This is a genomic window from Streptomyces sp. NPDC037271, assembly GCF_055603605.1.
Genome location: NZ_JBVJVN010000017.1, coordinates 76,650 through 101,636, shown reverse-complemented (window position 1 = coordinate 101,636; position 24,987 = coordinate 76,650). Strand labels below are relative to the sequence as shown.

At 75.2% G+C, this 24,987-nt stretch carries 3 protein-coding genes (1 of these 3 cut by a window edge); all 3 read right to left on the bottom strand.

Annotated features, from left to right (window positions below):
- Tightly spaced (each overlapping or abutting the next), the 3 genes in view from ACZ7G3_RS25585 to ACZ7G3_RS25575 form a layout consistent with a single transcriptional unit that may run on beyond the window.
- Nucleotides 1-3,242, bottom strand: the 5' portion of a protein-coding gene (locus tag ACZ7G3_RS25585) for an amino acid adenylation domain-containing protein (RefSeq protein ID WP_470928383.1). 11,620 nt of this gene lie to the left of the window's left edge; 3,242 of the gene's 14,862 nt are visible here — the first part of the coding sequence; the start codon lies at nucleotides 3,240-3,242; the stop codon falls past the left edge of the window.
- Nucleotides 3,242-18,709, bottom strand: coding sequence for an amino acid adenylation domain-containing protein (locus ACZ7G3_RS25580; protein WP_470928382.1), 15,468 nt, complete (start codon nucleotides 18,707-18,709; stop codon nucleotides 3,242-3,244). The genes ACZ7G3_RS25585 and ACZ7G3_RS25580 overlap by 1 nt, the downstream gene beginning before the upstream one ends.
- Complete coding sequence (locus ACZ7G3_RS25575) at nucleotides 18,706-24,987, bottom strand: amino acid adenylation domain-containing protein (RefSeq protein ID WP_470928381.1); 6,282 nt, start codon at nucleotides 24,985-24,987, stop codon at nucleotides 18,706-18,708. The genes ACZ7G3_RS25580 and ACZ7G3_RS25575 overlap by 4 nt, the downstream gene beginning before the upstream one ends.

Here is a 24,987-nt window from a genome sequence, read left to right as displayed (position 1 = left end):
GAGACCGTGTCGTCGTAGAGGCCGTGGAAGTGCAGTCCGCGCTGGAGCGGCGACAGCGGCAGGACGTCGGCGAGGCCGCCGGGCGCGGCGGACAGCCGGTCGATCTCGTCCTGGGTGACGGTGACCAGGGTCAGGTCGGACGGGGTGAGGCCGCCCGCTCCGGGCTGGGCGGCGTGTGCGCCGAGGGCCTCGAGCGCCGCGAACCACAGCCGGGCGATCTCCCGGACCTCGTCCTCGGTCAGCAGCTCGCCGGACCAGGTCCAGGAGGCGGTCAGCCGGGGGCCCTCGGGGTGGTCGACGGTGGCGGCGTTGAGCTCGAGGGTGTGGCCGAGCGGCATTCCGGCGTCGCCGGCGCCGGCGAGGTCGCGCACGCGCACGGTGTCGGCTGCGGCCTGTTCGGCGGGGTCGGCGGTGCCCATGCGGCCGAGGTAGTTGAAGCCGATCTGCGGCTCGGGGCGGCCGGCCAGTTCGGGGGCGGTGTCGGGGTTGAGGTGGCGCAGCAGGCCGTAGCCGATGCCCTTGTCGGGGATGGCCCGCAGCTGCTCCTTGACCGTCTTGAACGCCGCGCCGAGGGCGGGTCCCCCGCGGAACAGTTCGTCGGTGTCGTGTGCGCCGGGGTCGACGGCGACCGGGTAGAGGCTGGTGAACCAGCCGACCGTGCGGGACAGGTCGGCGCCCGGCACGATCTCCTCACGGCCGTGTCCCTCCAGACCGACGAGGACGGCGCTGCCGTCACCACGGCCCCGCTCCCGCCGCCAGCGGGCGACCGCCAGCGCCAGCGCGGTGAGCATGGCCGCCTCGGGACCTGCGTGGAACAGGGCGGGCACCGGGCCGAGCAGCGCCTCGGTGGCAGGGGCGGGCAGGGCCGCCGTGAGCCGGCGGGCCACGCCCAGGGTGTCGCGGGCGGGGTCGGTGCGCCGGTCGGCGAGCAGCGGGTCCTCGGTGTCCAGCACGGCGCGCCACAGGTCGAGCTCGGCGGTACGACGCTCGCTCAGCGCCTCCTGCCGCAGCTCCCGCGCCCAGCGCCGGAAGGAGGTGCCCACCGTTTCGAGGCGGACGGAGGTGCCGGTGCGTGCGGCGTCGAGTGCCGCCCGGAGGTCCGGCAGCAGGATGCGCCAGGACACGCCGTCGACGGCGAGGTGGTGCACGACGAGGGCGAGCCGGCCCTCGGCGGCCGGGCCGGCGTCGAACCAGACGGCCTGCACCATGCGGCCCTCGGCCGGTGCCAGCCGCGCCGTGGCGGCCCGGACCTGCGCCGCCTCGTCGTCCTCGGCGTCCTCGGCGTCCTCGCCGGCGGGGACGTGCCGGTGGACGCAGGCCTCGGCGCGGACCGCGCCCCGCTCGGCGACCTCCAGGCTCCAGTGGCCGTCCGGGGTCCGGCCGAGCCTGAGGCGCAGCGCGTCGTGGTGGTCGAGCAGGGCCTGCACGGCGGCCCGTACGTGCGCCTCGTCGAGGCCCGCCAACACGGGCACGGTCATGGTCTGGTTGAACGCGTCGACCGGGCCGCCCCGGCTCTCCTGCCAGTGCATGATCGGGGTGAGCGGCACCGGGCCGACACCGTCGTCCGGGCCCTGCTCCGGCGCGGCCTGGGCCGCGCCGGCCGTCGGGGCCAGCGCGGCGAGCCGGGCGACCGTGCGGTGCTCGAAGATCTCCCGCAGGCTGAGGGCGATGCCCTCCTTGCGGGCGCGGTGGGCCAGCTGGATGGAGCTGATGGAGTCTCCGCCGCGCTCGAAGAAGCTGTCGTGGACGGAGACCGACTCGACGCCCAGCACCTCGGCGAACAGCCGGCACAGCAGCGCTTCGCGTTCCACGTCGGCGCCGCCCGCCGGTGCCGCCTGCGCGGCCGGCTCGGGGGCGGCGGGCCCGGTCCGTCCCGCGTGAAGCAGCCGTGCGCGGTCGGCGGCCGTGAAGGTGCCGACGGTGCCCACCGGCCGGTGGGGGTCGGTGGCGAAGGCGGTCAGTACGGCGAGCAGCCGGTCCAGGATCTCGCGTCCGGCGTCCTCGGTGAACAGGTCGGGGCGGTGGTCGAGGCGCACGGTCATACGGTCGCCGCGGACGGTGCCCTCCAGGTTGAGGGCGTAGTGCGTGGCGTCCCGGGTCGTGGCGGCGACGGCACCGATGCCCTCGGCGGAGTCCTGCAGGGAGTCGGTGTCGACAGGGTAGTTGGCGAAGATGGTGATGGCGTCGAACAGCGGGCCGGCGCCGAGCAGTTGCTGGATCTCGGGGAGCCCCAGGTGCTTGTGGGCGAGCAGGTCCGCCTGACCGTCCTGCAGCGCCCGCACCTGCTCGCCGAGGGTGAGGGCGGGGTCCAGGCGCAGCCGCACGGGCAGCGTGTTGATGAACAGGCCGATCATCTTCTCCACGCCGGGCAGCTCCGGCGGGCGACCGGAGACGGTCTCGCCGAACACGACGTCGTCGCGGCCGGTCAGCCCGCCCAGGACCAGGCCCCAGGCGGTCTGGAACACGCTGTTGAGGGTGAGTCCGAGCGAGCGGGCCCGCTCCGTCAGCGCCGTGGTCAGGTCGGGGCCGACGTCCTTGATCAGGGTCACCGGCAGGGCGGCGCCCGCTTCGGCCCCGGCCACGAGCGTGGGCTCGGCCCCGTCGAGCGCCTGCTTCCAGGCGAGTTCGGCGGCGCCCCGGTCCTGCCGGGCGAGCCAGCCCAGGTAGTCCTTGTACGGCACGACCGGCGGCAGGGCCGAGGTGTCCCCGCCGGCCGTGTACAGCGTCATCAGCTCGCCGAGCACCAGCGGCATGGACCAGCCGTCCAGCAGGATGTGGTGGGCCGTGAGGACGAACCGGTACTCCTGCTGCGCCAGCTTGACCAGGGAGAACCGCAGCGGGGGGCGGGTGAGGTCGAAGCGTCGGGTGCGGTCGGCGTCCAGCAGGCGCCGCAGTGCCTCCTCCCGCTCCTGACCGGGCAGTCCGCTCAGGTCGGTCTCGGACCAGTCGGGGTCCGCGTCGCGCAGGACGACCTGTACCGGTTCGCCGCTCTTGCGGTTGCGGAACGAGGCGCGCAGGTTGTCGTGCCGGCCGAGGACGGCCGTCACGGCGGCCCGCAGGGCGGCGGTGTCCAGGTCGCGGCGCAGGTCGAGCGCCATCTGGATGACGTAGACGTCATCGCTCCGCGTCCCGTCCCGGTCCCCGTCCTCGTAGAGGGCGTGGAAGAGCATGCCCTTCTGGAGCGGGGACAGCGGCCAGATGTCGACGAATCCAGGTTTCGTCACCGTGCTGTTTCCTTCCATCAGCTCAGATCACTCTCGAATTCATCGATCTCGTCCTGCGACAGTTGCAGCAGGTCCACGTCGGACGGGGTGAGGCCGCCGGCCTCGGGGCGCTCGGCGCACTGCGCGAGCGCTGTCAGTTCCCGGAACCACAGGTCCGCCAGTTCGCCGACCTCCTGTTCGGTGAACAGGGCGCCGGGCCAGGACCAGATGGCGACGAGGTGCACCCCGTCGGGGCGGTCCTGGGCGACCGCGCTCAGTCCCAGGGCGTGGGTGAGGGGCCGCTGCTCGTGCCCGCCGCTGCCGAGGGTCTCGGTGGCCTCCGGCGGCGCGGCCCAGTCCTCGGCGCGTTCGGCGGCCGTGCCGGCCGCTTCGAACCGGCCGAGGTAGTTGAAGCCGATCTGCGGCTCGGGGCGGCCGGCCAGTTCGGGGGCGGTGTCGGGGTTGAGGTGGCGCAGCAGGCCGTAGCCGATGCCCTTGTCGGGGATGGCCCGCAGCTGCTCCTTGACCGTCTTGAGGGCGGCGCCGGGGTCGCCGTGTGCGCCGGGGTCGGCGGCGACCGGGTAGAGGCTGGTGAACCAGCCGACCGTGCGGGACAGGTCGGCGCCCGGCACGATCTCCTCACGGCCGTGTCCCTCCAGACCGACGAGGACGGCGCTGCCGTCACCGCGGCCCCGCTCCCGCCGCCAGCGGGCGACCGCCAGCGCCAGGCCGGTGAGCAGCACTTCGTCGACCGCGGCGCGGAAGGCCGCGGGCACCGCACCGAGCAGGGGGGCGGCGGCCTCGGGAGGCAGGCTGACGGTCAGTCGCCGGGCGGTGTGGGCGACGTCCGCCGCGGCGTCGAGGGGCCGCCGCCCGAGCTGCGGGTCGGGGGTGTCCAGGATGTCGCGCCACAGGCCGAGTTCGGCGGTGCGGCGCTCGCTCAGAGCTTCCCTCCCGAGCTCGTGGGACCAGCGGCGGAACGACGTCCGCACCGGTTCCAGCCGGACCTCGCGGTCCTCGGCCACCGCGTCCCAGGCCGCCTTGAGGTCCTGCCGCAGCACCCGCCAGGACACGCCGTCCACGGCGAGGTGGTGCACCAGGATCAGCAGGCGTCCGGGCCGGCCGGGGCCCGCGTCGAACCAGACGGCGCGGACCATCCTGCCGTCGGCGGGCGACAGGTCGCCCTGCACCCGGGTCTGGGTGTCGGCGACGACGCCGATCAGGTCCCCGGCGGCCACACCGGTGACGTCGACGCGGTCGAGCAGCGCTGTGGCGTCGACCGAGCCTCGCGGGGTGACCTCCAGGCGCGGGCCCGCGGGCCCGGCGACGGTGTGTGCGCGCAGGATGTCGTGGTGGTCGAGGACCGCCTGCAGGGTTGCCGCCAGCCGTCGCCGGCCCGCGTCGGCGGGGACCTGGAGCAGGGCCGCCTGGTGGACCTCGTCGGTGGGACCGCCCCGCTCGTACAGGTCGTGCATCACGGGGGTGAGGGCCAGTTCGCCGATGGCCTCCTCGGGGGCCTCGCCGGCTCCGGCGCCGTCGTCCTGCCGGGCGATGCGGGCCAGCGCGCGGACCGTCTTGTGCTTGAAGACGTCCCGCAGGCTGATCAGCAGGCCCGCGCTGCGGGCCCGGCCGGCCAGCTGGATGGAGACGATGCTGTCGCCGCCCAGCTCGAAGAAGTCGTCGTCCGCACCGACCTCGGCGACGCCCAGCAGCTCCGCGAACAGCCCGGTGAGGATCCGCTCACGCGTGGCGGGGCCGTCCGCGTCGGCCGGTTCCGGCACGCCGGCCTCACGTGCGGGCCGCTCCCGCGCCGGCTGCCCCGCGATGCGCGCGCGGACGCCGGCCCACCAGCCGGGGAGCGGGTCGTCCGCCGGACGCCAGGGCCCGGCCGGGTCCGCGGCGAGCGCCTCCAGGACGTCGCGCAGCCCGTCGGCGACGGCCTCGGCGTCGGCCTTGGTGAACAGGTCGGGCCGGTACCCGAAGCGGCAGTGCAGCAGGTCGCCGGCGAGGCCGGCGTCCAGGGTGAGGGGGTAGTGGGTGGCGTCGTCCATCACCAGGTCGACCGCCCGGACGCGGTCGTCGTCGCCGCCGAACCCGGCGCCGTCGGCCGGGATGTTCTGGAACACCAGCAGGGTGTCGAAGAGTTCGCCCTTGCCGGTCAGCCGCTGAAGGTCGACCAGACGGATGTACTGGTGTGCGGTCAGGTCGAGCTGCTGTTCCCACAGCCGGGGCAGCACGGCCTCGGCGCTCTCCCCGGGCCTGAGACTCACCCGTACCGGCACGGTGTTGATGAACAGCCCCACCATGCGCTCGACGCCCGCGACCTCGGGCGGCCGGCCGGAGACGGTGGCGCCGAAGACGATGTCGGCGCGGCCGGTGAGCCGGGCCAGCAGTTGTCCCCAGGCGGCCTGCACGACCGTGTTCATCGTGGTGCCGTGCCGGGCGGCGAGTGCCGCGAGGCCGGCGGTCAGTTCGCCGCCGAAGGTTACGGAGATCTTCTCGGTCGCCACCGCCGCCCGCTCCGGGTCCGCGGGTGCCAGCAGGGTCGGCTCGGCGGAGTCGTCCAGCACCCGGCGCCAGGCCCGCTCGGCGGCCGCGCGGTCCTGGCCGGCGAGCCAGGACAGGTAGTCGCGGTACGGCCGGACCTCGGGCAGACCCGCCGGGTCGCCCTCTGCCGCGTACAGCCGCATCAGCTCGTCGAGCAGGACCGGCGTGGACCAGCCGTCGAGCAGCAGGTGGTGCAGGGTCAGCACCAGCCGTGCCCGGCCGCCGCCGAGGCGGAGCAGCGCGCAGCGCAGCAGCGGGGGCCTGCCGATGGCGAACCGCTCCGTCCCGGCCTCGCGCATCGCCCGCTCCACGGCGTCCTGCCGTGCGGCCTCGTCGAGGTCGCCGAGGTCGGTCTCCGACCACGGCACGTCGACGTCCTCGGGGATGAACTGCACCGGTCGGCTGAGGCCCTGGTGGGCGAAGCCGGCGCGGAGGTTGGCGTGCCTGCGCAGCAGCGCCCCGACCGCGGCCCGCAGCACCGGGGTCTTCGGGTCGCCCTCCAGGTCGAGTCCGAACTGCACGGTGTACACGTCCGGTTCGCGCTGGTCGTAGAGGGAGTGGAAGAGCAGCCCCTCCTGCAGCGGGGCCAGTGGCAGCACGTCGGCGAGCCGGTGTCCGTCGCGTTCGAGGACGTCGATGTCCTGCTGGGTGAGGTCCACCAGCGGGAAGTCCGACGGGGACCGGCCACCGTCGTGGACGGCGGCCGTCTCCCGGACCGCCTGCTGCCAGTCCGCGGCGAGTTCGGCGGCCTCGCCGTCCCCGAACAGCGCCTCGGGCCAGGACCAGACGGCCGTCAGGCGGGGGCCGCCCGGGCCGTCGTGGGACCAGGTCTCCACGTCGAGGACGTAGCGGGCCGGTGTGTCCGCGTCCTCGCCGCGGACGGGCCGGGCGGCTCCCGGTGCGTCGACCGGCACGGAGCCGTCGGCGAGCGGCTCGGCGCAGCCGTCCCGGTGTGCGACGCGCACCCACGGGGCGGGCAGCCCGGCCAGCAGGGGGACCGTCTGCGGGTTGAGGTACCGCAGCAGGCCGTAGCCGGAGCCGTCACCGGGGACGGCCGCGAGCTGTTCCTTGACCTGCTTGACCCGGGCCGCGGGCGCGGTGCCCGGCTCGCCGGTGCCGAGCAGCACCGGGTGGACGGCGGTGAACGGGCCGACGGTACGGCCCGTGCCGCTCCGGGCGTCGCGGGCGTCCTGTTCGACGGCGACCAGGACACCCGCGTCCGCGGGCAGTCCGCGCCGGGTGCGCCACTGGGCGACCGCGGCCGTCAGGGCGCCGAGCAGCACTTCGCGCACCCCGGTGGCCAGGCCCTCGGGGACGGTGGTGAGCAGGGCCTTCGACTCGGCCGCGGAGAAGGTCATCTCCAGGCGGCGGACGGTCCCCTCGGTGTCGCGGCGCTGGTCCGGCGCCGCCGCCACCGGGGCCACGGCCCGGGCGGCGAGCATGTCGGTCCAGGCTTCGAGCTCGTCGACGAGTTCCGGGACGGCGGCCGCCGCGGCGATCTGCTCGGCCCGGGTGCGGTAGGCGGTGGTGACCGGCGGCAGCTGGGGCGCCGCCCCGGTGCCGGCCGCCTGCCACGCGGTGCGCAGGTCGTCGAGGAGGATCCGCCAGGAGGCGGCGTCGGCGGCGAGGGTGTGCACCGCGAGGACCAGCCGGTGCTCACCGTCGGGTCCGCCGTCCAGCCACGCGGCCCGCAGCAGCACGCCGTCCTCGGGCGCCAGGGCGGACCGGACGGCGTCCGTCTGCCGGGCGGTCTCGGCGGCGAGCGCGTCCTTGTCGGCCGCGGCCACGTCGATACGGGTGAGCAGGCCGGCCGCCGGTACGTCGCCGCGCGGCAGAACCTCCAGGCCCCATACCAGGTTGCCGGCCCGGCGGGTGAGCCGTTGCCGCAGGGCGTCGTGGTGGTCGATCAGTGCCTGCAGCACGGTGTGCAGCCGGGACTCGCCGGTGCCGGGCGGAAGGGCGAGCACGGCGGTGGCCGCCGAGTGGCCGGCGTGGCCGCCGCGTTCGCGCAGTGCGTGCGCGGCGGGCAGCAGCGGAACCTCGCCGGTCCCGGGGTCACCGGAGCCGCCCGGGCCGTCGGCCGGGAGGAGCGCGGCCGGTCCGGTCGCGGCGGCGGCGAGTGCCTCGACGGTGCGGTGGCGCAGGACGTCCGCCGCGGTGAACTCCAGGCCCGCCTCGAGGGCCCGGCTGACCAGCTGGATGGACACGATGCTGTCGCCGCCGAGGTCGAAGAAGCTGTCGTCGACGCTCACCGACTCCACGCCGAGCAGGTCACCGATCAGTTCGCACAGCAGGGTCTCCTTGGCGTCGCGCGGGGCGCGGCCCTCGCCCCGGGAGGCGAAGTCCGGTTCCGGCAGCGCCGCGCGGTCGACCTTGCCGTTGGCGTTCAGCGGCAGGGCCTCCAGCAGGGTGTACGCCGCGGGGACCATGTACTCCGGGAGCCGTTCGGCGAGATGGGTGCGCAGCATCCGCGGGTCGGCGTCGGCACCGTCGGCGGCGACGACGTGTGCGACCAGTTGCTTGCGGCCGTCGTCGCCGTGGTGGACGGTCACGGCCGAGCGGGCGACGGACGGGTGGCCGTCCAGCGTGGCCTCGATCTCCCCGAGCTCGATGCGGAACCCGCGGATCTTGACCTGGTCGTCGGCGCGGCCGGCGAACCGCAGCTGCCCGTCGGTGTTCCAGGCCACCAGGTCGCCGGTGCGGTACAGGCGGGCTCCGGGCGCCCCGAACGGGTCGGCGACGAAGCGTTCCGCGGTGAGGGCGGGCCGGCCGAGGTAGCCGCGGGCGAGCCCGTCGCCGGCGATGTACAGCTCGCCGGTCACCCCGGCCGGCACCGGGCGCAGGAAGTCGTCGAGGACGTACACCCGCGTGTTCCACAGCGGGGCGCCGATCGGCGGCTGGACCGCGCCGGACTGGGGCGCGCTCATCGTCGCGCAGACGGTCACCTCGCTCGGGCCGTAGACGTTGAGCAGCCGGCGGCCCCGGGACCAGTGGGCCACCTGCTCGGGCGGGCAGGCCTCGCCGCCGACGGCGAGGGTGCGCAGGTGGGGCAGCGGGTCGCCCGGCAGGGTGGCCAGCACGCCGGCCGTGATCTGCAGGTGGGTGACCTCGTACTCGGTGAGCAGCTGGGCGAGTTCGTCGCCGACCGGGGCGCGGTTGCCGTCGGGCAGCACCAGGGCGGCGCCGCTCAGCAGGGTCATCGCCAGGTCGGCGACGGACACGTCGAAGCTGGGCGACACGGCCTGCAGGATCCGGCTGTCCGCGTCGATGGCGAAGTTCTCCGCGTGGGCCCCGGCCATGCCCGCGACACCCCGGTGGGTGACGACGACGCCCTTGGGCCGGCCGGTCGACCCGGAGGTGTAGATGACGTAGGCGGGGTGGTCCGGGGCGAGCGGCCGCGTGCGGTCGGTGTTCGCCGGGTCGGTCGCCGAGGCGGCGGCCACCGCCTCCCGGACGTCGGCGGCGTCGGCGCGCAGGACCGGCACCCCGGCGGGCAGCGCCCGGTCCGCGAGGGCCTCGCCGCTGGTGACGACCAGGGCGGGGCGCGCGTCCTCGGCCATGTAGGCGATGCGCTCGGCCGGATAGCCGGGGTCGACGGGCAGGTGGGCGGCGCCCGCCTTGAGCACGCCGAGGGTGACGGCGAGCCACTCCGCCGAGCGGGGCAGGGCGACCATGACCCGCTGCTCGGGACCGGCACCGTGCCTGATGAGGTGGTGCGCCCAGCGGTTCGCCCGGGCGTTGAGGGCCGCGTAGGTGAGCCGTTCCTGTCCCGTGATCACGGCCGTGGCCCCGGGGGTGGCGGCGGCCTGCCGCTCGAACAGCTGCGGCAGGGTGGCCGCGGGCACCTCACGGGCGGTGTCGTTCCACTCGGTGAGCATGCGGTGCAGTTCGGCCTCGGGCAGCAGGTCGATCCTGCCGAGCGGGCGGTCCGGGTCGGCGGTGACCGCGCCGAGCAGTGCGGTGAAGCGGGACACCACGGACTCGACGGTGCCGCGGTCGAACAGGTCGGTGCGGTAGCTGACCAGTCCGCGCAGTCCGGCGGGGCCCCCGTCGGGGGTCCGTTCCTCGGTGAGTTCGATGCCCAGGTCGGTCTTGGCCGAGGTGAGTTCCACGGCCGCCGGCCGGACGGTGAGACCGGGCAGCTCCAGGCGCGGGGCCGCGTTGTTCTGGAAGGCGAGGAACACCTGGAACAGGGGGGTGTGGGCGAGTGACCGGGCCTCGGCCCCGAGGTGGTCGACGAGCCGTTCGAAGGGCAGGTCCTGGTGGGCGTAGGCCGCCAGGTCGGTGGCCCGCACGCGGCGCAGCAGCTCGGCGAAGGTGGGGTCGCCGGAGGTGTCGGTGCGCAGCACGAGGGTGTTGACGAAGAAGCCGACGAGGTCCTCGAGGGCCGCGTCGGAGCGGCCGGCGACGGCGGTGCCGACGGGGATGTCGGTTCCGGAGCCGAGCCTGGTCAGCAGTGCCGCCAGTGCTGCCTGCGCCACCATGAACAGGCTGACCTGGTGGGTGCGGGCGAGCTCGGTGAGGCGGGCGTGCAGCGCGGGTTCGATCCGGAAGCCCACCGTGGCGCCGTCGCCGGTCATCTCGGCCGGCCGGGGCCGGTCGGTGGGCAGCGCCAGTTCGGCGGGCGCGCCGGCCAGGGCGTCGCGCCAGAAGGCGAGTTGGCGGGCGGCGAGGCTGTCGGCGTCCTCCTCGTCACCGAGCAGGTCGCGCTGCCAGAGGGTGTAGTCGGCGTACTGCACGGGCAGTGGCGCGAAGTCCGGTGCGCGGCCGGCCCGCCGGGCGGCGTACGCCCGGGAGAGGTCGCGGGCCAGCGGGGCGTTGGACCAGCCGTCGGACGCGATGTGGTGCAGGGTCAGCAGCAGACGGTGCTCGGTGTCGGAGACGGCGAACAGAGTGGCCCGCAGCGGCGGTTCGGTGGCGAGGTCGAAGCCGCGGGCGGCCTCCTCGCGCAGCGCCGCGTCGAGCTCCTGCGGCCCGCACGTCACGACGCGCAGCGGCACGGGGGTGCCGTCGGCGTCGAGGACGGCCTGCCGCGGCCTGCCGCCGTCGTCCGGGAAGACGGTGCGCAGCGCCTCGTGCCGGGCCACCACGTCGGCGAGGGCCGCGCGCAGCGACGGCACGTCGAGGGCGCCGTCGAGCCGGATGGCGAGCGGGATGTTGTAGGCGCCGGACGGGCCGTGCAGCCGGCTCAGGAACCACAGCCGGCGCTGGGCGTACGACAGTGGGATCCCGGCGGTCCTCTCCCGGGCGGTGAGTTCGGGGCGCCGGCTGCCGGACGCGGTCAGCCGGGCGGCGAGCAGGGCCGGTGTCGGCGCCTCGAAGACGGCGCGCACGTCGACTTCGGAGCCGAAGGCGGAGCGGATCCGGCTGAGGAGCCGGACGGCGCTGAGCGAGTTGCCGCCGAGCTCGAAGAAGTGGTCGTCGGGGCCGGCCTCGGGGCGGTCCAGCACCTGGGCGAACAGGCCGCACAGGATCTCCTCCTGCGGGCCGCGCGGGGCGCGGGTGGCCGGGCCGGCGGCCGTCTCCGGTTCGGGCAGGGCGCTGCGGTCGAGCTTGCCGTTCGGGGTGAGCGGCAGCTCGTCGAGGAGGACGACGGCGTCCGGGACCATGTAGTCGGGCAGGACCGCGGCGAGTTGCTCGCGCAGCGCGGCGGCGGCCGGCGCCGTCCCCGGCGCGGGCACGGCGTACGCCAGCAGCCGGGCTCCGTCGGCGGAGCCGGTGGTCACGACGGCCTGGGCGGCGACGCCGGGGAGGGCGGCGAGGGCGGCGGAGATCTCGCCGGTCTCGACCCGGTGGCCGCGGATCTTCACCTGGTCGTCGGCGCGGCCGGTGAACACCAGGTTCCCGTCGAGCAGCCGGTGGGCCACGTCTCCGGTGCGGTACATCCGTGAGCCGGCCGGTCCGTGGGGGTCGGCGGTGAAGCGCTCCGCGGTCAGGCCGGGGCGCCCGAGGTAGCCGCGGGCCAGGCAGGGCCCGGCGAGGTACAGCTCGCCCGGGACACCGACCGGGACGGGCCTCAGCGCCCGGTCCAGGACGTAGGCCCGCACGTTGCCCTGGGGCCGGCCGATCGGGACCGGGCCGGGGACGAGTTCGGTGCCGGGGTCGATGCGGTACTCGGTGACGTTGACGGTCGCCTCGGTGGGGCCGTAGACGTTCCACACGGTGGCGTCGGGGTGGCGGTTCCGCCAGGCGGTCAGCGACTCGCCGAGCAGGGCCTCGCCGCCCAGGAGGAGTTCACCGGACGGCGAGTACTCCTCGGGGAGGGCGCCGAGCAGCGGGAGGTGGCTGGGGGTCGCCTTCATGAAGGCGACCGGGGTGTGCCGGAGCCGCCCGGCGGTCGCCGGGTCCTCCTCCAGGGCGGCCATCAGTACCGTGCCGCCGACCGTGAGGGGCGTGAACAGGGCGGTGACCGTCAGGTCGAAGGCGACCGGCGAGTGCAGCAGCGCGAGGCCGGCGGCACCCCGGTAGGCGCTCCCCGCCCAGGTGAGGTAGTCCACGACGGAGCGGTGCGTGACGACGACACCCTTGGGGCGCCCGGTGGAGCCGGAGGTGTAGATGACGTACGCCGGGTGGTCGGCGGTGAGCGGGGCGCGCCGGTCGGCGTTCACGAGGGCGGTGGCCGGGTGGGCGTCCGCGCGCCGGGCCGTCTCCGGATCGTCGACGACGAGTGTGGGCACGTCGTGGTCCGCGAGAACGGCGGCCGTCGCCCGGTCGGTGAGCGCCAGGCCCGGGCGGGCGTCGGCGAGCAGGTACCCGATGCGCTCGGCCGGGTGGGCGGGGTCGACGGGCACGTAGGCGGCACCGGACTTGAGTACCGCGAGCAGCGCCACCGCCAGGTCCGCCGACCGTCGCAGGGCGACGGCGACGAGTTGCTCGGGTCCGGCCCCCTCGGCGGTCAGCGTCCGCGCGAGACGGTTGGCGCGTGCGTCGAGCTGGGCGTAGGTGAGTTCGGTGGTGGCGTCGGCGACGGCGACGGCGTCGGGGGTACGGGCGGCCTGGGCCTCGATCAGCTCGGGGACGAGGGTCGCGGCGGCGGCCACGGCGGGGCCGGCGGATCCGGTGGTCAGCTGCCGGGTCTCCTCGTCGTCCAGCAGCCGGAGCCGGCCGACGGGGGTGTCGGGCGCGGTGACGACGGCCTCCAGGACGCGGCGCAGCTGACGGGTCGCGGACCGTACCAGGTCCTCGTCGAGCAGGTCGCCGCGGTAGTACCAGTTGATGACCATCCGCCGGTCGTCCTGCATCACGACCATGCCCAGCGGGTAGTGGTTGTCGCCCTTGGTGTCGACGTCGGACAGGGTGAGCCCGTGCACGGTCCGCCCCGTGCCGTCGTCGGCGGGGAAGTTCTCGAAGACGACGGCGGTGTCGAAGAGGGTGCCGAGGCCGGTCAGGCGCTGGAGGTCGGCCAGGCCCAGGTAGTGGTGGCCGAGGAGCTCCACGCGCTGCGCCTGGACGCGGGTGAGCGTCTCGGCGAGCGAGAGGGCCGGGTCGACGCGGACGCGTACCGGCACGGTGTTGCTGAACAGACCGACCATGGACTCCACACCCGGCAGCTCCGGCGGGCGGCCGGAGACGGTCTCTCCGAAGAGCACGTCGCCGCGGCCGGTGAGGCCGGCCAGCACCAGGCCCCAGGCGCCCTGCACCACGGCGTTCATGGTGAGGCCGTGGGCTCTGGCCGCCGCGGTCAGGGCGGCCGTGAGGCCGGCCGGCAGTTCGTCCACGATCCGGCCGGGCAGGGCGGCGGCGTGCCCGGCCGCCTGCGGAGCGACGAGCGTCGGCTCCTCGACGCCGGCGAGCGCCGCCCGCCAGGCGTCCTGTGCGGCGCCGCGGTCCTGCCGCGCGAGCCAGGCGAGGTACTCCCGGTACGGGACGACGGGCGGCAGCGCCAGGGCGTCGCCACGCTGCCCGTACAGCGCGAACAGCTCGCCGGCGAGCACCGGTGCCGACCAGCCGTCGAGCAGCAGGTGGTGGGCGGCGAACAGCAGCCGGTGGCGGTCCGGGCCGAGCCGGATGAGGGTGAAGCGCAGCAGCGGCGGCTGCTCGGGGTCGAAGCGACGGGACCGCTCGGCGGCCAGCAGCCTGTCGAGTTCGGCCTGCTGGGCGGCTTCGCCGAGGCCGCTGAGGTCGATGTCGTGCCAGGGGGTGCCGGCCTCGGCCGGGATCAGCTGCACGGGTGTGCCGTCGGTGGTGCGGTGGAAGCAGGCGCGCAGGCTGGCGTGGCGGGCGAGCAGCCCGGCGACGGCACCGCGCAGTGCCCCGGTGTCCAGTTCACCGCGCACGTCGACGGCGAGCCGGGTGATGTAGACGTCCTCGGCGTCCTGGTCGTACTCGGTGTGGAAGAGCAGGCCCTCCTGCAGCGGGGAGAGCGGCAGGATGTCGGTCAGCCGCGGCCTGGCCCGCTCCAGGCGGTCGATCTCGTTCTGGTCGAGGGCGACCAGCGGCAGGTCGGAGGGGACCAGGCCGCCGGTGTCCTCGGGCCGGTCGGCGCGCGCGACGAGGGCGCGCAGGGCGTCGAACCAGCCGGTGGCGAGGTCCCGCACGTCCTCCTCGGTGAGCAGGCCGCCGGGCCAGGTCCAGGTGGCCGTCAGCCGCGGGCCGTCGGCGTGGGTCTCGGTGACCGCGTTGGCGGTGAGGGTGTACGGCAGCGGCGTGCCGGGGTCCGCGCCGCCGCCCAGGCCGCTGTCCTGCCCGTCGTCGGCGGTGTCGCCGGACTCGCCGATGCGGCCGAGGTAGTTGAAGCCGATCTGCGGCTCGGCGAACCGGGCCAGGGCGGCCGCGGTGCGCGGGTTGAGGTGGCGCAGCAGGCCGAAGCCGATGCCGTTGTCGGGGATGGCCCGCAGCTGTTCCTTGACGGCCTTGAGCGCGCGGGCCGCCGCGGGCCCCTCGGCGGCGAGGCCGACGGCGGTGACCGGGCCCGGGTCGAGACGCACCGGGTAGAGACTGGTGAACCAGCCGACGGTGCGCGACAGGTCGGCGCCGTCGAGGATGTCCTCGCGGCCGTGGCCCTCGAGCCCGATCAGCACCGACGAGGTGTCGCCGCGGCCCTGCCGGCGCCGCCAGTCGGCGACGGCGAGCGCGAGGGCGGTCAGCAGGACGTCGTTGATCTGTGCGTGGAAGGCTGCCGGGACCCGGCCGAGAAGCGGCTCGGTGACGTCGGCGGGCAGGCGCAGGGTGAGGTGCCCGGCGCCGGCGAGGGTGTCGGTCGCCGGGTCGAGGGGGCGGTCGGTGAGCAGCGGGTCGGGCGCGGAGAGGACGGAGCGCCACAGGGAGAGTTCGCGGATGCGGTCGGGTTCGCCGGCGGCCGCGGTCAGGTGCTGGGCCCAGCGCCGGAAGGAGGTGCCGACGGGCTCCGGTGCGAAGGCGGTGCCCCGGGCGGCCGCGTCGAGTGCGGCGGAGAGGTCCGGCAGCAGGATGCGCCACGAGACGCCGTCCACGCACAGGTGGTGGACGACCAGCAGCAGGCGGCCGGGCCGGCCTGCACCGGCGTCGAACCAGACGGCCTGCACCGTCCGCCCCTCCTCGGGGGCGAGCCGGTCCTGGGCGGCGGCGGACTCCCGCTCGGTGACGGCCCGCACGGCGTCCGCCTCGAGGCCGGCGACGTCGACCCGGCGCAGGGTGTCGGCGGCCGCGACGGTGCCGGGCGGGGTGATCTCCAGTGTCCACTCGTCGATGTCCTCGATGCGGGTCAGCCGCAGCCGCAGCGCGTCGTGGTGGTCGAGGAGGGTCTGCAGGGCGGCGGTGACCCGCGCGGTGTCCAGGCCGGCGGGCACCGGCACGGGCATGGCCTGGCTGAACCGGGCGGCGGGGCCGCTGTGTTCGCGGAACCAGTGGATGATCGGTGTCAGCGGGACCCCGCCCACCCCGTCGGACGGGGCGGCACGGCGCGGGGCGGCGCCCTCCTGGGCGACCTCGGCGAGCGCCTCGACGGTGCGGTGGGTGAACACGTCGCGGGGGGTGAGGCGCAGTCCGGCCTTGCGGGCCCGGCTGATCAGCTGGATGGAGCCGATGCTGTCACCGCCGAGCTCGAAGAAGCTCTGGTCGGCGCCGGCCTTCTCCAGTCCGAGCACCTCGGCGAAGATCCCGCACAGCAGTTCCTCGCGCTCGGTGGCCGGGGCCCGGCCCGCGCCGGCGGCGGGCCGCGGGGCGGGCAGCGCCTTGCGGTCGAGCTTGCCGTTGGCGGTCAGCGGCAGCGTGTCGAGGGTGACGACGACGGACGGCACCATGTACTCGGGCAGCAGTTCGCCGACGTGGGTGCGCAGCGTGCCGGCGTCGGCGTCGCCCGTCCCGGACGGCACGACGTAGGCGACGAGCTGCCGCACGCCCTCCTGGAGCTCGTGGACGGCGACGGCGGCCCGGTCCACCGCCGGGTGGCGTGCCAGGGCGCTCTCGATCTCGCCGAGTTCGATGCGGAAGCCGCGGATCTTGACCTGGCCGTCGGCGCGGCCGACGAACTCCAGCTGTCCGTCCGGCCGTATCCGCACCACGTCACCGGTGCGGTACATCCGCTCGCCCGGGGAGCCGAAGGGGTCGGCGACGAAGCGCTCGGCGGTCAGGCCCGGACGGCGCAGATAGCCGCGGGCGAGACCGGCGCCGGACACGTACAGCTCGCCCTCGGTGCCCTGGGGCACGAGGCGCAGTGCCGCGTCGAGGACGTAGAGGCGGGTGCCGCGCACCGCGGCGCCGATCGGCGGGACCGTTCCGGTGGGCTCCAGCGGAGTACTCATGGACACGGCGACGGTGGACTCGGTGGGACCGTAGGCGTTGACCATGCGGCGGCCGGGTGCCCAGCGCTCCACGAGCTCCGGCGGGCAGGCGTCGCCCCCGACGATCAGGCAGCGGAAGCCCGGCAGTTCGGAGACGGGCACGCTGGCCAGCGCCGCCGGCGGGATCAGGGCGTGGGTGACCCGTCGGGCGCCGATCAGCTCGGCGAGCGGCTCACCGGCGAGCGCGCCGGGCTCGGGGACGACGAGAGCGGCCCCGGAGGTCAGCGCCATGCACAGCTCCAGCACCGAGGCGTCGAAGCTGGGCGAGGAGAACTGCAGGACGCGGGCGGTGGCGTCGACGGCGAACCGCTCGCGCTCGGTGGCGGCGAACGCGGCGAGCCCGGCGTGGCTGACGACGACGCCCTTGGGCACGCCGGTCGAGCCGGAGGTGTAGATCAGGTAGGCGGGCGAGGCCGCCGACACGGGCCCGGCGGGCCGCTCGGCGGGGTCGGTCCGGGCGTGGTCGTCGTCCAGGACGACGACGGTGGCGTCGCCCGCGGGGACGACGGCGCGGTGGGCGGTGGTGGTGAGCACGGCGGCGGGACGCGCGTCGTCGAACATGAAGGCGATGCGCTCGGCCGGGTAGTCGGGGTCGACCGGGAGGTAGGCGGCGCCGGCCTTCATCACGGCGAGCGAGCCGATGACGGACTCGGCGCTGCGGCCCAGGACGAGGGCGACGGTCTGCTCGGGGCCGACGCCCGCGGCGCTCAGGCGGGCGGCGAGCGCGTCGGTGCGCGCGTCCAGTTCGGCGTAGGTGAGCGTGAGGCCGGGGGCGTCCACCGCCACGGCGTTCGGGGTGCGGGCCGCCTGGGCGGCGAACAGCTCGGGGAAGGTGGCCTGTTCGACCTCCTGCGGTCCCGCGGTCAGGCGGGCCCGCTCGTCGTCGTCGAGCAGGTCCAGGCCCGCGACGGTTCGCGCGGGGTCCTCGGCCAGCGTGTTCAGGATGTTCACCAGCCGGGCGCCGATCACCTCGACCTGCTCGGGTTCGAACAGGTCCGGGCGGTAGTTGAGCAGCAACCGGAGCCGGCCCTCGTGGACGTGCGAGACGAGGCAGAGCGGGTAGTGGTTGGCGTCCAGGACGTCGAAGCCGTCGATCCTGAGGTCACCGGCCAGCCCGCGCAGGCTCTGCAGGTCGAAGGGGAAGTTCTCGAACGCCACGTAGGTGTCGAAGAGTTCGGGGTGGCCGGAGACACGGAGGATGTCCCGCATGCCCGTGTACTGGTGGGCCGTCATCTCCAGGTGCTCGCGCTGCACCGCGTCGAGCACGCTGTGCAGGGTGTCGCCGCTGCCCAGCCGGACGCGGACCGGCAGGGTGTTGATGAGCATGCCGACCATGCGCTCGACGCCCGCCACCTCCGGGGGCCGGCCGGAGACCACGGTGCCGAACACCACGTCGTCGCGGCCGGCGAGCACCGACAGCAGCAGGGCCCAGGAGCCGTGGACGGCCGTGGAGAAGGTCAGGCCGAGGGCACGCAGCCGGGCCGAGAGCGCCTCGGTCTGCTCGGTGGACAGCTCCAGGACGCGGGTGTCGGGGTGCAGGACCTCGCGCGCCGGGTCCGACGGCACCAGCCGGGTGGGGGCGTCGATGCCGGCGAGGGCGCGGCGCCAGGCTTCCTCGGAGGCCCGGTGGTCCTGGCGGGCGAGGTGGGCGAGGTGCTCACGGAAGGGCGTCACCGGTTCGAGGCCGGAGGCGTCGCCGCCGGCGGCGTACACCTGGAACAGCTCGCCGAGCAGCACGGACGTGGACCAGCCGTCGAGCAGGATGTGGTGGAAGGTGCACAGCAGGCGGTGCGCGTCCTCGGCGAGCCGGACCAGGCGGTAGCGCATCAGCGGCGGGCGGGTGAGATCGAAGGCGTGGGCCTTCTCCGCCGCCTGGATGCGGGCCAGTTCGGCGGTCCGCTCGGCCTCGCCCAGGGGGCTGAGGTCGCTCACGGCCCACGGCACCTCGACCTGTCGGGCGACGACCTGCACCGGCCGGCTCTGCTTGGGGTGCAGGAAGGCCACCCGGAGGTTGGCGTGCCGGTCCAGCAGTGCCTGCGCGGTGCGGTGCAGCGCCTCGGTGTGCAGGGCTCCGCCCAGGTCGAGGACGACCTGCACCGTGTAGACGTCGTTGCCGGTCTCGTCGTACAGCGCGTGGAAGAGAAGTCCCTCCTGGAGCGGGGACAGCGGAAGGATGTCCTCGGGACCCGTGTTCGTCATTGCAGCGTCCTCCACTCGGCTTCGAGGCCGTCGATCTCGTCTTGGGAAAGTTCCACCAGGGCCAGGTCCGACGGGGACCGGCCGCCGGCGTCGGGGCGTTCGGCGTGGTGGAGCAGCGCGCGTACGGCGCGGAACCAGGTGTCCGACAGTTCGCGGACGTCGGCCTCCGACAGGAGCCGTCCCGGGTAGGTCCAGCGGGCGGTCAGGCGCGGCCCGTCGGGCTGCTCCTGGATGAGGGCGTTGATCTCGATCGGGTGGGACAGCGGCAGGTCCGCGCCCTCGGCGAGGACCACGTCGCTCTCGGCGGCGGCCGCCCAGTCGCCGCCCGAGGCGGCGACTCGTCCCAGGTAGTTGAAGAGCAGGGGTGAGGCGGCGAGCCCGGCCAGGCGTGGCCCGGCCTCCGGATGCAGATGGCGCAGTACCCCGAAGCCGATGCCCTCGTCGGGTACGGCCCGGAACTGTTCCTTGACCGTGCGCAGCACCCGGCCGGCCTCCGGCCCTCCGGACCACAGCCCCTCCCAGTCCTCGACGCCGGGGTCGAGCCGGGCGGGCCGGATGGCGGTCAGCCAGCCGACGGTGCGCGACAGGTCGACGCCGTCGGCGATCTCCTGGCGGCCGTGGCCCTCCACGTCGAGGAGGACTCCCTCGCCCCCGCCGCGGTGCCGGTGCCTGCGCCAGTGGTCGACCGCCACGGCGAGCGCGGTGATCAGGACCTCGTGCACACCGGCGTTGAGTGCGGTGGGCGCCCGGTCCAGGAGTCCGGCGGTGGCGTCGGCGGTCAGCACCTGGGTGAGGTGCCGGGCGGCGTGCGCGGTGTCCCGGGCCGGGTCGAGCGGCCGGTCGGTGAGGGCGGGGGCGGGCTGCCGGAGCGTCCGTGCCCACAGCTCCTCCTCGGCGGCCCGGGCGGTGGCCTGTTCGGTGAGCAGCTCGGCCCAGCGCCGCAACGGTGTGCCCACGGGGGCGAGTTCGGGTTCCTTGCCGGCCGCGGCCGCCTCCCAGGCAACCCGCAGGTCGGGCAGCAGGACACCCCACGACACGCCGTCGACGGCCAGGTGGTGGGCGGCGAACAGCAGTCGGCCGGGGGCGTCCTGACCGGCGTCGAACCACACCAGCCCGGCCATCGTGCCGGCCTCCGGGTCGAGGCGCCGCCAGGCGGCGCGGGCCTCCCGTTCCAGGGTCGCCCGCAGCCGTTCGCCGCGCTGCCCGGCGATGCCGACCCGGTGCACGAGGCCGGCGGCACGGACGCTGCCGGGCGCGGGGATGTCGTACGTCCACTCGGCGCCGCTCCGGTCCAGGCGGAGGCGAAGGGCCGCGTGCCGGTCGAGCAGGGCCTGCAAGGCCTCCGTGAGCGGTTCCTCCCCCAGGCCGGGCGGGACCTGCACGAGCATCGACTGGTGGAAGGCGTCCACCGGGCCGCCGCGTTCGCGCAGCCAGCGCATGACCGGGGTCGGCGTGAGCGGACCGCTGCTCGCGGCGGTGTCGTCGGCCGGTCCGGTCTCCATGGGGGCCGCCTGGGCCGCCAAGGCCGCCACTGTCCTCAGCTCGAAGACGTCCTTCGGGCTCAGCGCGATGCCGCGGCGCCGGGCGCGGGCCACCAGCTGGATGGAGACGATGCTGTCACCGCCGAGTTCGAAGAAGCTCTCGTCGAGGCCGACGGCGTCACGGCCGAGGACCTCGGCGAACAGCGCGGCGAGCGTCTCCTCCACCGGGGTGCGCGGCCGGTCCTCACCTGCCGGGGTCCCGGCGGTGGCCTCGGGGGCGGGCAGGGCCTCGCGGTCCAGTTTGCCGTTCGGGGTGAGCGGCAGGGTGTCCACGACGACGACCGTCGCGGGCACCATGTAGGCGGGCAGCCGCCCGGCGGCGTGCGCGAGGACCTCCTCGGGTCCGGGCCGCTCGCCCTCGCCGGGGACCACGTAGCCGACGAGCTGCCGGTGGCCGGGCAGGTCCTCGCGCACCGTGGCGGCGGCCCGCGCCGCCTTCGGGTGGCGGGCGAGCACGGCCTCGACCTCGCCCAGCTCGATGCGGAAGCCGTTCAGCTTGACCTGGTCGTCGACCCGGCCGAGGTACTCCAGCCGGCCGTCGGCGCGCCAGCGGCCCACGTCGCCGGTGCGGTACATGCGGGCGCCGGCCGGGCCGTGGGGGTCGGCGACGAACCGCTCCGCGGTGAGCGCCGGCCGGTCCAGATAGCCGCGGGCGAGTTGCCCGCCGCCGATGTAGATCTCGCCGGCCACGCCCGGCGGGACGGGGCCCAGGGCGGGGTCGAGCACATGGACGACCGAGTTCCACATGGGGCGCCCGATCGGCACCGGTCCGCCGGGCACGGGCTCGTCGGGGCCGATGCGGTACGCGACGCAGCCGACGGTGGCCTCGGTCGGGCCGTACTCGTTGACGACGGTCACGCCCGGGCGGTGGCGGCGCAGTTCCGTGACGGCCTCGCCGATCAGCATCTCGCCGCCGACGACGAGTTCCCCGGTGGGCGAGAACTCCTCGGGGAGCACGCCGAGCAGGGCCAGGTGGGCGGGAGTGGCCTTCAGGAAGGCGGGGCGCCGGGCTCCCGTCGCGGGTCCGTCGAGCGCGGTGACGCGGACGGTGCCGCCGGTGATGAGGGGCGCGTACAGGGAGGTGACGGTCAGGTCGAAGGAGACCGGGGAGTGCAGCAGCGTACCGCCGGCCACCGACGGGTAGTGCTCGCGGGCGTACTGGAGGTAGACGGCGACGGAGCGGTGCTCGACCACCACGCCCTTGGGCCGGCCGGTGGAGCCGGAGGTGTAGATGACGTAGGCGGGGTGGGCGGGGCCGAGCGGCCGGATCCGGTCGGTGTCGGTGGGGTCGGTCTCCGGGGCGGAGTGCTCCGCGCCGGGGTCGACGACCGGCAGCCGTCCGGGGACCGCTGCCCGGGTGCGCTCGTCGGCCAGCACCAGTGCGGGCGCGGAGTCGTCGAGCATGTACGCGATCCGCTCGGCGGGGTAGTCCGGGTCGACCGGGACGTAGGCGGCGCCGGACTTGGTGACGGCGAGCAGCGCGATCACCAGTTCGACGGAGCGGGGCAGCAGGACCGCCACTCGCCGCTCGGGGCCCGCGCCGGCCGCGATCAGGTGGTGGGCCAGCCGGTTGGCTCGCGCGTTGAGCTCCGCGTACGTCAGCGCCCGGTCGCCCTCCCGCAGCGCCTCGGCCCGCGGGCTGCGCGCGGCCTGCCGCTCGAACAGCCGCGGCAGCAGCGCCTCGGGGGCGACGGCGGGGGCGGAGGCGAACTCCTCGAGGACCTGCCGGCGTTCCGCGGTGGAGAGGACGCCGATGTCGCCGGTCCGCCGGGCGGGGTCGGCGGCGAAGGCCTCCAGCACCCGCAGCAGGCGGTCGCCCATCGCCTCGACGGTCGACCGGTCGAAGAGGTCGGTGCTGTACTCCAGGCGGCCCGAGACGCCGGCGGCGACCTCGTGTCCCGCGGACCGCTCGTCGAACCCGAACAACAGGTCGATCTTGGTGACGCCCGGGTCCACCTGCTGCGGGGCGGTGGCCAGGCCCGGCAGTTCAAGGGTGGCCTCGGCCGGTGTCTGGACGTCCATCATCACCTGGAACAGGGGGTTCCGGGCGAGCGAGCGCTCGGGGTTGAGGACTTCGACCAGCCGCTCGAAGGGGAGGTCCTGGTGCGCCTGGGCCGACAGTGCCGTCTCCCGGCTGCGGTCCATGAGTTCGGCGACGGTCGGGTTGCCGGAGACGTCGTTGCGGAACACCACGGTGTTGACGAAGCATCCGACCAGTTCGTCCAGCCGCGCATCGCCGCGGCCCGCCACGGCACTGCCGAGCGGGATGTCGTCGCCCGCGCCGAGCTTGCTCAGCAGTACGGCGACCGCGCTCTGCAGCACCATGAAGAGGCTGGCCCGGTGGGTGCGGCCCAGGTCGATGAGCCGCTGGTGCAGTTCGGCACCGATCTCGAAGCGGACGATGTCACCGCGCTGGCTCAGCTCGCTCGGGCGCGGCCGGTCGACGGGCAGGTCCAGTTCCTCCGGCAGGCCGGCCAGCACCCGGGTCCAGTGGGCGAGCTGGCGGCCCAGCGGGCTGTCCGGGTCGCTGTCGTCGCCGAGCACCGACTGCTGCCAGAGGGTGTAGTCGGCGTACTGCACCGGCAGCGGCGCGAAGTCCGGGGCCCGGCCGGCGGTGCGGGCGGTGTAGGCGCGTCCCAGGTCACGCGCGAGAGGGGCGAGCGACAGGCCGTCGGCGACGATGTGGTGCAGGACGACGAGGAGGACGTGCTCCTCGGGGGCGAGCACCAGCAGGCGCGGGCGCACGGCGAGGTCGGTGGTGAGGTCGAACCCCTCGGCGACCACCCCGGCGACGGTGGCGTCCACGGTGTCGGGGTCGGCGGGCAGTTCCACGAGGCGTGCGCGGGTGGCGGCCTCCTCGGGGGTGAGCACGTGCTGGCGGGGCCGTCCGTCGGCCTCCGGGAAGGTGGTGCGCAGGCTCTCGTGCCGTGCCAGGACGTCGGCGAGAGCGGCGCCGAGGGCTGCCTTGTCGAGCCGGCCGGTCAGTTTCAGTGCCAGGCCCATGTTGTAGGCGCCGCTCGGGCCCTGGAGCCGGTTGACGAGCCACAGTCGCTGCTGGGTCAGGGAGAGCGGCAGTTCGGAGGGGCGGTGGGGGGCGGGTTCGAGGGCTCTGCGGCGGTCACCGGCGCCGTCGAGCCGGGCGGCGAGCCCCGCGACGGTCGGTGTCTCGAAGACGGCGCGGATGGACAGCTCCGCGCCGAACGCCTCCCGGATCCGGCCGAGCAGGCGGATCGCGGTGAGCGAGTGGCCTCCCAGGGTGAAGAAGTTGTCGTCGAGGCCCACGCGGGGCACCTTCAGCACGTCGGCCACCAGCCCGCACAGGGTCTCCTCGTGCGGGGTGCCGGGCGCGCGGTACGCCACCGCCTCGGCGGCCGCGGGCCCGCCGGCGTCGTCGTCCGTCCGCGGCGGGGCCCAGCCGGCCGGCGCGGTGAGCGCGACGGAGTCGAGGGGGGCGTCCGGATCCGCGCCGGCCAGCGCGGCGAGGAAGGCGGTGAGGGCCTCGCGGTGACCGGTGAGCGTCTCTTCGGTGTAGAGGTCGGCGTTGGCGTGGAAGTCGATGAGGAATCCGCCGTCGGATGCGCGGTTGTCGACGACCAGCGACAGGTCCTCCTCCGGGCCGATCGAGAAGCCCCGCACGGTGGCCGGGCGGCCGGCGAACACCAGTGGCTCGCCGTACATGACGAAGTTGATCTCCGGGCCCCACAGCCGCTTGCGGTCACCGACCAGGCCGAGGTCGCGGTGGATGTCCTCGTAGCGGTAGCGCTGGTGGCGCAGGGCGCGGTGGATGCCGTCGCTGACCGAGGCCAGGAATTCGGCACTGCTCGTTCCGGGCCGCACCCGCACGCGGATCGGCAGGGCGTTGGAGACCATGCCGGGGGTCCGCCGGGCGGCGGCCCCGGGGCGGGCGGCGGCGGCGAGTCCGACGACGATGTCGTCGGCGCCGGTGAGCCGGTTGAGGTAGGCGGCGAGGCCCGCGACCACCACGGCGGGCCAGCTGACCCGGGTCTCGCGGGCCAGGTCGCGCAGCGCCGACGCGGTGCCGGGGGTGATGTGGCCGGCCTGACGGACGTGGTCGGCCGGCACCCGGGCGGGCCGGCCGGCCAGGCCGGTCGGCGGGGCGACGTCGGCCAGCTCCTCGCTCCAGAAGGCGGCGTCGGCCGCGAACTGGTCCGAACCGCGGTAGGCGGTGTCGAGGTCGACGAGTTCGCGCAGGTTGCCGAAGCCGGCCGGCGCGGGTTCCTCGCCGGCCACCAGCGCCGAGTAGACGGCGGCCACCCGGGACACGATCAGGGACCAGCTGTAGCCGTCGACGAGGACGTGGTGGACCCGGCTGAACCAGGTGTGGCGGTCGTCGGCGAGCTTGACCAGGCCGAAGGTGAACAGCGGCCCGGACGCCACGTCGACCGGCGCCCTCACCCGCTCCAGCATCCACTGCTCGGCAGCGGCGGCGGGGTCCGCCGCACCGCTGACGTCGGGGGTGTGCAGCTGCCAGTCCGGCTCCGCCACCACGCTCTGCACGGGGCCTTCGTCGCCCTCCGCCAGCCGGACGCGCAGCACGTCGGCCTCGGTGACCGTCCGGCGCAGCGCCGTCTCGAACAGGCCCGGGTCGATCTCCCCCGATATCTCAACGCACTCGGCGATGCTGTACATCGGGTTTTCCGGATTCACCTGCTGCGCCAGCCACATTCCGTACTGAGCGGCCGTCAGCGGCAATTGGTGTCCATTCCGATCGGCCAT

What these genes read in the sequence shown, in the direction of transcription:
- ACZ7G3_RS25580 (WP_470928382.1), bottom strand. Translation starts at nt 18,709, where the DNA reads ATGACGAACACGGGTCCCGAGGACATCCTTCCGCTGTCCCCGCTCCAG.
- ACZ7G3_RS25575 (WP_470928381.1), bottom strand. Translation starts at nt 24,987, where the DNA reads ATGGCCGATCGGAATGGACACCAATTGCCGCTGACGGCCGCTCAGTAC.